9 protein-coding genes and 1 rRNA gene are annotated in these 12244 nt (G+C 41.4%); all 10 read right to left on the bottom strand.

The window, feature by feature from the left end:
• Positions 1-22 precede the first annotated feature (22 nt).
• Positions 23-1572: ribosomal RNA gene (locus CKV70_RS01120) — 16S ribosomal RNA — on the bottom strand.
• A gap of 448 nt (positions 1573-2020) precedes the next feature.
• On the bottom strand, positions 2021-3517 hold the full coding sequence (lysS, locus tag CKV70_RS01115; protein ID WP_014600419.1) for a lysine--tRNA ligase: 1497 nt from the start codon (positions 3515-3517) through the stop codon (positions 2021-2023).
• A 114-nt stretch (positions 3518-3631) separates the two neighbouring features.
• The gene (gene dusB / locus CKV70_RS01110; RefSeq protein WP_003723750.1) at positions 3632-4627 is read right to left on the bottom strand and encodes a tRNA dihydrouridine synthase DusB; all 996 of its coding nucleotides are present in this window, start codon (positions 4625-4627) and stop codon (positions 3632-3634) included.
• A 76-nt stretch (positions 4628-4703) separates the two neighbouring features.
• Positions 4704-5183: a 2-amino-4-hydroxy-6-hydroxymethyldihydropteridine diphosphokinase gene (gene folK / locus CKV70_RS01105; RefSeq protein WP_003723749.1), complete on the bottom strand. Its 480-nt coding sequence runs from the start codon at positions 5181-5183 to the stop codon at positions 4704-4706.
• A complete protein-coding gene (gene folB, locus CKV70_RS01100) occupies positions 5176-5550 on the bottom strand; it encodes a dihydroneopterin aldolase (RefSeq protein ID WP_014600418.1) in 375 nt (124 codons plus the stop codon). The genes folK and folB overlap by 8 nt, the downstream gene beginning before the upstream one ends.
• A gap of 13 nt (positions 5551-5563) precedes the next feature.
• The gene (gene folP, locus CKV70_RS01095) at positions 5564-6379 is read right to left on the bottom strand and encodes a dihydropteroate synthase (protein ID WP_010989377.1); all 816 of its coding nucleotides are present in this window, start codon (positions 6377-6379) and stop codon (positions 5564-5566) included.
• 895 nt (positions 6380-7274) lie between these two features.
• Entirely contained in the window at positions 7275-8201 is a 927-nt protein-coding gene (cysK, locus tag CKV70_RS01075) for a cysteine synthase A (RefSeq protein ID WP_003723745.1), read from the bottom strand.
• 115 nt (positions 8202-8316) lie between these two features.
• Positions 8317-9201, bottom strand: a complete 885-nt coding sequence (gene hslO, locus CKV70_RS01070) for an Hsp33 family molecular chaperone HslO (RefSeq protein WP_003723744.1) — start codon at positions 9199-9201, stop codon at positions 8317-8319.
• Positions 9202-9216: 15 nt separating this feature from the next.
• Positions 9217-9996, bottom strand: a complete 780-nt coding sequence (locus CKV70_RS01065) for a type III pantothenate kinase (RefSeq protein WP_014600417.1) — start codon at positions 9994-9996, stop codon at positions 9217-9219.
• Positions 9997-10111: 115 nt separating this feature from the next.
• A complete protein-coding gene (ftsH, locus tag CKV70_RS01060) occupies positions 10112-12187 on the bottom strand; it encodes an ATP-dependent zinc metalloprotease FtsH (protein ID WP_003733155.1) in 2076 nt (691 codons plus the stop codon).
• Positions 12188-12244: the final 57 nt, after the last annotated feature.

The following is a 12244-nucleotide window of genomic DNA, read 5'->3' as shown; positions in this document are numbered from 1 at the left end:
TCACAGGTTTCCTTTTCCTTAGAAAGGAGGTGATCCAGCCGCACCTTCCGATACGGCTACCTTGTTACGACTTCACCCCAATTATCTGTCCCACCTTCGGCGGCTGGCTCCATAAAGGTTACCCTACCGACTTCGGGTGTTACAAACTCTCGTGGTGTGACGGGCGGTGTGTACAAGGCCCGGGAACGTATTCACCGTGGCATGCTGATCCACGATTACTAGCGATTCCGGCTTCATGTAGGCGAGTTGCAGCCTACAATCCGAACTGAGAATAGTTTTATGGGATTAGCTCCACCTCGCGGCTTCGCGACCCTTTGTACTATCCATTGTAGCACGTGTGTAGCCCAGGTCATAAGGGGCATGATGATTTGACGTCATCCCCACCTTCCTCCGGCTTGCACCGGCAGTCACTTTAGAGTGCCCAACTAAATGCTGGCAACTAAAATCAAGGGTTGCGCTCGTTGCGGGACTTAACCCAACATCTCACGACACGAGCTGACGACAACCATGCACCACCTGTCACTTTGTCCCCGAAGGGAAAGCTCTGTCTCCAGAGTGGTCAAAGGATGTCAAGACCTGGTAAGGTTCTTCGCGTTGCTTCGAATTAAACCACATGCTCCACCGCTTGTGCGGGCCCCCGTCAATTCCTTTGAGTTTCAACCTTGCGGTCGTACTCCCCAGGCGGAGTGCTTAATGCGTTAGCTGCAGCACTAAGGGGCGGAAACCCCCTAACACTTAGCACTCATCGTTTACGGCGTGGACTACCAGGGTATCTAATCCTGTTTGCTCCCCACGCTTTCGCGCCTCAGCGTCAGTTACAGACCAGAGAGTCGCCTTCGCCACTGGTGTTCCTCCACATATCTACGCATTTCACCGCTACACGTGGAATTCCACTCTCCTCTTCTGCACTCCAGTCTTCCAGTTTCCAATGACCCTCCCCGGTTAAGCCGGGGGCTTTCACATCAGACTTAAAAGACCGCCTGCGCGCGCTTTACGCCCAATAAATCCGGACAACGCTTGCCACCTACGTATTACCGCGGCTGCTGGCACGTAGTTAGCCGTGGCTTTCTGGTTAGATACCGTCAAGGGACAAGCAGTTACTCTTATCCTTGTTCTTCTCTAACAACAGTACTTTACGATCCGAAAACCTTCTTCATACACGCGGCGTTGCTCCGTCAGACTTTCGTCCATTGCGGAAGATTCCCTACTGCTGCCTCCCGTAGGAGTCTGGGCCGTGTCTCAGTCCCAGTGTGGCCGATCACCCTCTCAGGTCGGCTATGCATCGTTGCCTTGGTAGGCCATTACCCTACCAACTAGCTAATGCACCGCGGGCCCATCTGTAAGCGATAGCCGAAACCATCTTTCAAAAGCGTGGCATGCGCCACACTTTATCATTCGGTATTAGCCCCGGTTTCCCGGAGTTATCCCCAACTTACAGGCAGGTTGCCCACGTGTTACTCACCCGTCCGCCACTAACATTGGAAGAGCAAGCTCTTCCTCCGTTCGTTCGACTTGCATGTATTAGGCACGCCGCCAGCGTTCGTCCTGAGCCAGGATCAAACTCTCTTTAAAATATAAATTGAATTTGAATACTTATTCAACACCGTGAATAAGATTCCTTGCGTCAAATTGACTTCGCTAGCAATTAAATTACTAGTTTGTTTTGTTGAAAACAGCTTTCTGTTTTCTGCCCTGCGATTACCAGTGAGACTTTACGTCTCATTGCTTTTCGTCTTCTTCTTTGTTCAGTTTTCAAAGGTCACTTTTTCTTCTTCGTTGCCTTTAGCAGCAACTCTTATATCTTACTCTATCTAGTTAACAAAGTCAAGATGTTTTTTCAAAAAAATTTAATTTCTTGATGAACATTTTGTGTTTGTTTAACTGGAACGTTTATAAATATATCATGTTTTTATAGGGATTGCAAGCATATTTTTGAGAAAAAGTTTCTCTTTGGCAAATTTGTTTTTTTCTGGGAAAACAACAAAATCCAGAACCGATATAATCAGCTCTGGATTTTTAATTAGTCGCGGTGTTTCATAGTTGGGAATAATAGGATATCACGAATAGACGGGGCATCTGTTAATAGCATTACTAGACGATCAATACCTATTCCAAGTCCACCAGTTGGCGGTAGACCGTATTCTAAAGCTTCAAGGAAATCTGCATCCATTCCGTGTGCTTCATCATTACCTTGCTCACGTTCTTTCATTTGCGCTTCAAAGCGTTCTCTTTGATCAATTGGATCGTTTAATTCTGAGAATGCATTTGCATGTTCACGACCAACGATAAATAATTCAAAACGGTCAGTAAAACGTTCATCTTCTTTGTTTTTCTTCGCTAATGGGGAAATTTCCACCGGATGCCCGTAAACAAAGGTTGGTTGAACGAGCTTTTCTTCTACGTATGTTTCGAAAAACTCATTAAGAATGTGCCCGTATGTCATGTGTTCCGTTACTGGCACATCATGTTTTTTTGCTAGTTCAAGCGCTTCTTCATCGGAAGTTACGTTCCAAAAATCCACTCCTACGTATTCTTTTACAGCATCTGCCATGTGGATACGGCGCCAGTTAGGAGTTAAATCTACTTTGTATTCACCGTATGTTATTTCTGTTGTTCCATTTACTTGTTTACATACCGTGGATACTAAACCTTCTACCAGATCCATAACATCTTCATAATCTTCGTATGCTGCATAGGATTCTAGCATTGTAAATTCTGGGTTATGACGCGTGGATGTTCCTTCATTACGGAAAACACGGCCAATTTCGTACACTTTATCCATCCCACCAACGATTAGACGTTTTAAGTGTAGTTCTAAAGCGATTCGTAAGTATAATTCCATATCAAGCGCATTATGGTGCGTGATAAATGGTTTTGCAGCAGCACCACCAGCAATTGTATGAAGCACCGGAGTTTCTACTTCTAAGAATCCTTGGTTATCCATATAATCACGAGTGTATTTCAAGATTTTACTGCGCATCACAAAGCGATTTTGACTTTCTTCGTTTGTGATTAAGTCTAAATAGCGTTGACGATAGCGTTGTTCTACGTCTTTTAAACCATGATATTTATCAGGAAGTGGACGTAACGATTTGGAAAGCAAAGTGAATTCCGTTGCTTTAACAGAAAGTTCACCTGTATTAGTACGGAAAATAGTTCCTTTTATACCAATAATGTCACCTAGATCCGCTAATTTGAAGACTGCGTAAGCATCTTCGCCAATCGCATCTTTACGGATATAGATTTGTAATTGATGGAAACGGTCTTGAATATGTGTGAAACCTACCTTACCCTTTACACGCTTTGTCATAATACGACCTGCTACAGAAACTTCAATAGCAGCTTCTTCAAGTTCTTCTTTTGATTTATCAGCGAATTTTGTTTCGATTTCTTCCGGGCTGATGGAACGGATGAATTTTTCGCCAAAAGGATCTATGCCTTCTTCGCGCAATGTGTCCACTTTTTCACGACGGACGATGAGTTGGTCATTTAGTTCTTCATGATTCTCGTTACTCATATAGGTACACTCCTATTCTATTCATTTCTACAGATGTTTCCATTATACGCTTTTTCGGTCTGGTTTTTCTAGTATAAATTTAAAAATTGCCCCGAAATCTCGAGGCAATCCTAATTAGTCTTGTTTCGCTAATGCTTTTTCTTCATATTGAAGAACAAATTCATTTAAAATTGCTTCCATCTCTGATTGTTTTGTCGCTTGGTTAGCAGCCACTTTCGCGCGAGTGCTTCCGCGAGCTCCTTTTAGATAATAAGCTGCGTGTTGTCTAAATTCACGAACTGCAATGTTTTCTCCTTTTAACTCGACTAAGCGGTTTAGGTGTAGCATGGCAGTTTGCATTTTTTCGCGTGGTTCTGGTTCTGGGAGAAGTTCGCCTGTTTCTAGGAATTTCACCGTGCGATAAATCATCCACGGATTTCCAAGTGCAGCTCGACCAATCATTACTCCATCTGCTCCAGTATGTTCTAAAATTCGTTTGGCATCTTCTGGGGTTCTCACGTCCCCATTTGCCATGAACGGGATTTTCAGTTCGCGTTTTACGTCTCTTAGTACATCCCAGTTCGCACTACCTTCGTACATTTGCACACGAGTACGGCCGTGCATTGCAACAGCTGCAGCTCCGGCACGTTCAGCAGCAAGTGCATTTTCGATAGCAAAGACATGTTCTTCGTCCCAGCCGATACGCATTTTCACTGTTACGGGTTTATCAACAGCATCCACTACAGCAGCTACCATGTCGTACACTTTATTTGGATCAAGTAGCCATTTTGCTCCAGCTTCACATTTGATAATCTTATTTACCGGGCAACCCATATTAATATCAATAATATCGGCTGTTGTGTTTTCAGCTACGAATTTCGCGGCTTCCACAAGCGTTTCTTTCTCGCCACCGAAAATTTGCAGGCTCAGTGGTTTTTCTTTTTCATCAATATATAGCATATCAAGTGTTTTAGCATTACGGTATGCGATTCCTTTGTCGCTGATCATTTCACAGCAAACGAGGCCTGCTCCGAATTCTTTGACTGTTAGACGAAATGCGGAATTGGATATACCTGCCATCGGCGCCACAACTACTTGGTTCTTAATTTCTACGTTACCTATTTTAAACATTAATGGTAAAACCCCTTCCTCTTAAATTGCGCTAGTGCTATGTTATCATAATCAGTTTTTTCTGCAAGTGCCAATTTTACCAGTTGACTTGATTTTTTATTTTCCGAACACCTTGTTCTTCCAAAAGGGCCGGATTCTCTACAAGATTGCTTTTTTCTGGTGAAATTTCTATTAATGGAATCATCACAAAAGCACGTTCTTTCATATAAGGATGTGGGATTTTTAGCTTTTCTGTATCGGTTTTAACATCATCATATAATAAAACATCAATATCAATGAGTCGCGGACCCCACTTAAATAATCGAACTCGCCCCAATTCAAGTTCGAGCGCAAGGCAAAAATCTAATAAATCAATTGGTGGAAAGTCCGTTTCAATTTCTACAGCGATATTTAAAAATGCTGCTTGATCTTCGTAACCTACTGCATCTGTTTCGTATACGCTAGATACGTTGGTGATATTAATTTTATCTGAGGCAGCTAAACCACTTAGTGCGTCATTTAAATTTTCTAAACGTTCGCCAATGTTTGTACCAATTGACAGAAATGCTTTAGCCATTCAAATCTCTTCTTTTACGTTCAATTTCTACTGCAACAGAATCATAATGTCCCGGAATTGGAGGATTTGGTTTAATAAGTTTTACAGTCACTTCTTCTAATAGAGGATAACCAGTTAAAACTTCCGTTGCAATTTTTTCGGCAAGCGCCTCGATTAATTTGAATGGCGTTCCTTCTACTATTTCTTTTACTGTTTCATATACGTCTGCATAGCTGACTGTATCTTCTACGCTATCTGATATTCCCGCTTTTTTGGTAGAAAGTCCAAGAATTAGTGACACGCGAAATGTTTGCCCCAGTTTTGTTTCCTCTTTCAAAACTCCGTGGTATCCGTAAAACACTAATTCGTTTAAATAAATTTTATCCAACTAAAGCACCTCTTTATAAATTTGTAATATCTAATTTGCCCGTGATTGCATCTGTCATTCGCACCATACGTGCAATTGGAAGTACATCATGGACACGAGTAATTGTACAACCTTTCGAAAATCCATAGACAGTTGTTGCTCCAGTTCCTTCCATTCTATCTCCAGGAGTAGTTCCTAGGACGAGCCCAATAGTTGACTTCCTGCTCGTACCGAGTAAAACCTCGTAACCAAGTGCGACTATCTCATCAATCCGTCGTAACACTTCTAAATTCTGAGCAGGTGTCTTAACAAAACCAAAACCTGGATCGAGAATAATATGCTCGTCTGGTACTGATGCTGCTTTAGCTATGGCAATACTTTCTAACAAGTCTTTTTTCACATCTTCTAAAAAATTGTCGTATTGCGCGTTCTCACGATTGTGCATTAAACAAATCGGTACATCGTATTTTGCAGCAACTTCGGCAATTTTCGGTTCTTTTTTCGCACCCCACTGGTCATTTATCATATCAGCTCCCGCTAAGATAGCCTGTTCCGCTACTTCAGCACGCCAAGAATCAACGGAAATCCATATATCGGGTAATTTCGTCCTGACAGCTTTAATGACCGGTATAATTCGGGCAAGTTCTTCATCGGGGGTTACTTCCGAAAAACCAGGACGAGTAGATATTCCTCCAACGTCAATAATCGCTGCTCCATCTTCCGCCATTTGTAACGCTCGAGCCACCGCTTCTTCTACTTGCATATATTTCCCGCCATCTGAAAAAGAATCTGGCGTAACATTCAATATCCCCATGACCATACCTAGGTGATCCCTTTTCCACTTCTTCAAGCCCAAACACCTCTTTCCGAGATTTATTATAGCAGAATTTAGTGATTTTAGCGCACAAAAAAACCGATGCGGAAAAGGGAGTAAACCGCATCGGTCAAAAAAGGGAGTTTGGGATTTTCATTCTAAAAGGGGGGAGAAGAATGAAAATGTTTTGTTTGTTGTTAGCTTATGACTATATATTAACCAAGTTTTCGGTGGATACGCTGTGATATTTGTTAAAGTTTCATGAGATTTCTCGGTTTTTCTTTTCATTTTTTGCATCAAAAAACCAGTGTGGAAAAAGGGAGTAAACCACACTGGTCAAAAAGGGAGTTTGGGATTTTCATTCTAAAAAGGGGAAAGAATGAAAATGTTTTGCTTGTTGTTAGCTTATGACTATATATTAACCAAGTTTTCGGTGGATACGCTGTGATATTTGTTAAAGTTTCATGAGATTTCTCGGTTTTTCTTTTCATTTTTTGCATCAAAAAACCAGTGTGGAAAAAGGGAGTAAACCACACTGGTCAAAAAGGGAGTTTGGGATTTTCATTCTAAAAAGGGGAAAGAATGAAAATGTTTTGCTTGTTGTTAGCTTATAACTATATATTAACCAAGTTTTTGGTGGATACGCTGTGACTTTTGTTAAAGTTTCATGAGATTTCTCGGTTTTTCTTTTCATTTTTCGCATCAAAAAACCAGTGTGGAAAAAGGGAGTAAACCACACTGGTCAAAAAGGGAGTTTGGGATCTTCATTCTAAAAGGGGAAAGAATGAAAATGTTTTGCTTGTTGTTAGCTTATGACTATATATTAACCAAGAAAAGAAAGTTTCTGCTGTGCATTTGATTAGAAAATAGTAAGAAATGCATTTATTTTTTTTCATAAAAAAGAACCTAGAAAATCTAGGCTCTCTGATTATTAATCTTCAAAATTATAAAGCGGCGTGCTTAAGTAGCGTTCGCCATTACTCGCAACGATTGCGAGTACTTTTTTGCCAGCACCAAGTTCTTTCGCAAGGTCTAGAGCTGCTTTAATAGTTGCTCCGGAAGAAATACCCACTAAAATACCTTCTTTTTTCGCTACTTCACGCGCTGTTTCTAGGGCATCTTCGCTTGAAACTTTTAGAATGCCGTCATATACTTTTGTATCTAACGTATCTGGAACGAAGCCAGCACCGATACCTTGAATTTTATGTGGAGATGGAGAACCGCCACTAAGTACTGGGGATTCTTCTGGTTCAAGGGCATAGATTTTAACGTCTGGGTAGTTCTTTTTAAGTACGTGTCCTACACCAGTTACTGTTCCGCCTGTTCCCACTCCCGCGATGAAAGCATCTAAGCCATCTTTACCGAAAGCTTCAACGATTTCTGGTCCAGTTGTTTCTTCATGAACAGCTGGGTTTGCTGGGTTGTGGAATTGTTGTGGAACAAAATAGTTATTTTCTTTTGCAAGTTCCTCCGCTTTAGCAATTGCACCTTTCATGCCATCTGGTCCCGGTGTTAAAACTAATTTCGCACCGTAAGCTTGAAGTAATTTACGACGTTCTAAGCTCATTGTTTCTGGCATTACGAAAATTGCTTGGTAACCTTTGGCTGCTGCTACCATTGCTAGGCCGATACCTGTATTTCCGCTAGTTGGCTCAATAATTGTGTCACCCGGTTTTAATGCACCAGATTTTTCAGCGCTTTCGATCATTGCATTAGCAATACGGTCTTTTACGCTACCACCCGGATTTTGAAATTCTAATTTTACGTATACATCCGCGCTTCCTGCTTCTGGCAAACGATTAAGTTTCACAATAGGTGTCTTTCCAATTAAATCAGTGATTGAATTTGCAATTGTCATTATTAAAGCACTCCTATCTATTTTAGGTCTTTCATCTAGTTTAATTAATTCCGACCTGTTTTGTCAAGTTTAACCTCTTTTAAAAAGGAGCAACCAATTAGGCGCTCCTTTTTCTTTATTTTGCTTCTTCATACAACGTTTCTAATTCTTCTTCTGAGAAATCATAAGTGTTTCGGCAAAAATGGCATTCTGCTTCTGCGCCATGATCCTCTTCTATCATGGAACGAATTTCTTCTTTTCCAAGTGAAATGATTGCACTGCCAAAGCGTTCTTTGGAACAGTTACATTCAAAAGAAACTGGGATTTTTTCTAAAATTTGTAATTTATCTTCTCCGCCCGCTAGTTTAGCTAGGATAGATTCAGGAGTTTCGCCCGCTTCAATCATTCTAGAAACTGTTGGTAGAGCCATCAGATTTTTTTCGATTTCATCAATGATTTCGTCTGTCGCGCCAGGAAGTAGTTGCAACATGAAACCACCTGCCGCTTCAATCGTATCATCTGGATTAACAAGCACTCCTACACCGACGGAAGAGTTTATTTGTTCGGATGTTGCTAAGTAATACGTAAAATCTTCGCCAATTTCACCTGAAACAATTGGTGTTTGTCCGGTGAAATTTTCGCCAAAGCCTAAATCTTTTACAACCGAAAGCATACCGGATGTCCCAACCCCGCGGCGGACATCTAGTTTTCCAGCTTCATTTAGTTCGCTGAAATGAACGTGTGGATTTGTTACGTATCCTCTGATTTGGCCTTGTGCATTACTATCAGCAACGATTGGACCAATTGGACCGTCCCCTTCGATTTTAACAGTGATTTTTTGATCTTCTTTTTGCATTGCTCCAAGGAAAAGCGTCCCTGTCATCGTTCTGCCAAGTGCGGCAGAGGAAACTGACCATGTATCATGTCTTCTTTGCGCTTCTTTGATTGTTTCGGTTGTTACTGCTGCATATACACGCGCCATGCCATCGTAGGCTAACGCTTTAACTAAATAATCACTCATTATATAAAACTCCTTTTATTTTTCTGTAGTCGGTTTGTTTCTTCTATATAGAAGTTCTAGACCTTTTAATGTTAAAAATGGATCTAAAATGTCTACTGCGGAAGATTTTTCTGTTATCATCCGAGCGAGCCCGCCTGTTGCAACTACTACTGGGCTTGCGTTGGATTGCTTTTTCATTTCTGCGATAATCCCTTCGCATTGGCCTACAAAACCGTAAAAAATACCCGCTTGCATAGATGACACGGTGGATTTACCGATGATTTGGCTAGATTCAGCAATATCTACACGAGGAAGTTTTGCGGCACGGTTATAGAGGGCTTCGGTCGAAATCATAATGCCTGGAGCAATCGCGCCACCTTGGTATACACCTGATTCATCGATATAGCAAAATGTGGTTGCAGTGCCAAAATCGACTACGATAACCGGGGTACCGTATTCTTCAGATGCAGCTACGGCGTTTACGATTCGGTCAGATCCAATTTCGCGCGGATTATCTACTTTGAGATTTAAACCAGTTTTTATTCCTGGACCAACGATTAATGGTCGGATATTAAAATAACGTACACACATTGTTTCCATCGCGTGCATAATTGGTGGAACGACGGACGAAATAATAATTCCTTGAATATCAGAAGGCGTTAAATTTGCATGCGAAAAAAAGTTCAAGACTGTCATTCCTAATTCATCAGATGTGCGGTGACGATCTGTTGTCATGCGCCAATGTTTTAGAAGCTTTTGTTTTTCATAAACTCCGACAGTACAATTAGTATTGCCAACGTCAATTACAAGTATCATAAGTATAAATACCGTCCTTTAGAAGATTTTTCTAACGTATCATAACATGTTTTACTTAAAAATCCGAATAATATAGCTTCAAAAAAGAGACTGGGAAAGCCCAGCCTCTTTGATTTTATTCGTCTTTTTTATCGTTTGGCGTTTGCTCAATGTTTGGAGCATCTTCCGAAGTGACTTCTTTTGGTTCTTCTTGAGTTTCTTCGACTTTTTCTTCTTCTTTTAACTCTTCTCTTTCTTCTTCAAAAGATTTACCTGCTACTTCTTCGTCTTTTTCGGAAGGATATTCTGCTTCTACGTCAATCGTATCGATATCTGGAGGCATTACACCGTCATCAAATAGGGAACGAATTTGGCGAGCATCTAAAGTTTCTACTTTTAGTAATGTTTCCGCGATAAGTTTATGTTGTTCTTGATGTTCGGTAATGATTGTTTTAGCGCGGTCATAACAGTAGCGGATTAAGCTTTGAACTTCTGTATCAATTTCGTAGGCGATTTTATCGGAATATCCTTTGTCGCTACCGAAATCGCGGCCCATAAATACTTGACCGTTACCAGAAGTAAATTGAAGTGGTCCAATCTTATCACTCATACCCCATTCAGTTACCATGCGGCGAGCAAGTTCGGTTGCACGTTCAAAGTCATTACTTGCACCTGTTGTTACTTCACCGAAAGTAACTTCTTCGGCTACGCGTCCACCGAGTAAACCAGTAATACGGTCCATTAACTCAGCTTTCGTCATTAAGAAGCGATCTTCTTTTGGTAACATTACAGCATAACCACCAGCTTGCCCACGAGGAACAATGGTAACTTTATGCACGACTTCCGCTTCATCAAGTACCATTCCGACGATTACGTGACCACCTTCATGATAAGCGACTGTGCGGCGTTCTTTTTCAGAGATAACACGATTTTTCTTAGCTGGGCCGGCAATTACGCGGTCGCTAGCTTCATCGAGATCACTCATATCTATTTCTTTCTTATCGGAACGAGCTGCAACGAGTGCGGCTTCATTCAGTAAGTTTTCTAAATCGGCACCAGAGAATCCTGGCGTACGTTGAGCGATTGCTTTTAGATCAACACTTTTAGCAAGTGGTTTGTTACGAGCATGAACACGAAGTACTGCTTCACGGCCTTTCACGTCTGGACGATCAACCATGATTTGGCGGTCAAAACGGCCTGGACGAAGAAGCGCTGGGTCAAGTACGTCTGCACGGTTAGTTGCTGCAATAATGATGATACCTTCATTGCCGCCGAAACCATCCATTTCAACTAGTAATTGGTTTAGGGTTTGTTCACGTTCATCGTGACCGCCGCCCATTCCAGCTCCACGTTGACGACCAACTGCATCAATTTCATCAATGAAAATGATACATGGTGCATTTTTCTTCGCATTTTCGAATAAGTCACGGACACGGCTTGCACCGACACCGACAAACATTTCTACAAAGTCTGAACCTGAGATAGAGAAGAATGGCACGCCTGCTTCACCAGCAACTGCACGAGCTAGCAAGGTTTTACCAGTACCCGGAGGACCTACTAAAAGAACACCTTTTGGAATACGTGCGCCAAGTTCCGCAAATTTGCGCGGATCTTTTAGGAATTCTACTACTTCAACAAGTTCTTGTTTTTCCTCGTCTGCTCCAGCTACATCTGTGAAGCGAACTTTCTTCTTGTCGTCGTTGTAAAGTTTGGCTTTACTTTTACCAAAGCTCATTACTTTACCACCGCCGCCACCTTGAGACTGGCTCATTAGGAAGAAGAAGAGGATGAAGATAATTACAAAAGGTACAATAGAAGTTAGGAATGTAACCCAACCGCTGTTTTGTTTGGCAGGCACTACATTCATTTTCACGTCTTCTTTATCTAGCGTTTTTTGTAAATCGCCTAGAGAAGTATCACTATTTAAAGCGTATGTTGTGAAAGCAGTGCTACTTGTTTTGCTTTGTCCAAGACCAGTTTTTTTGTCGTCGGAACTTTTATCACTAGATTTAAATTCCCCATTGATTGTATAAACACTACGGTCTGGCTGTATTTCTACGGATTTAACTTTACCATCTTCTAACTTACTCACAAATTCTGAATAGCTAATATCTTTGGCTGCCTCTTTGTTTGAGTTAAATGAAGCAACAATCCCGATAATAACAAGGAATATTATGACATAAAATATCGCATTTCTAAAAAACCTGTTCATTCCTTACCTCCTCCCACGCAAGAGCTTGGATTCTTACTTTTTCTGGACTTTTACCCC

This window comes from Listeria monocytogenes, from assembly GCF_900187225.1.
GTDB classification, from domain to species: Bacteria; Bacillota; Bacilli; order Lactobacillales; family Listeriaceae; genus Listeria; species Listeria monocytogenes.
Note: the sequence above shows the minus strand (reverse complement) of the source record. Positions and strands in the feature narration are given on the sequence as shown.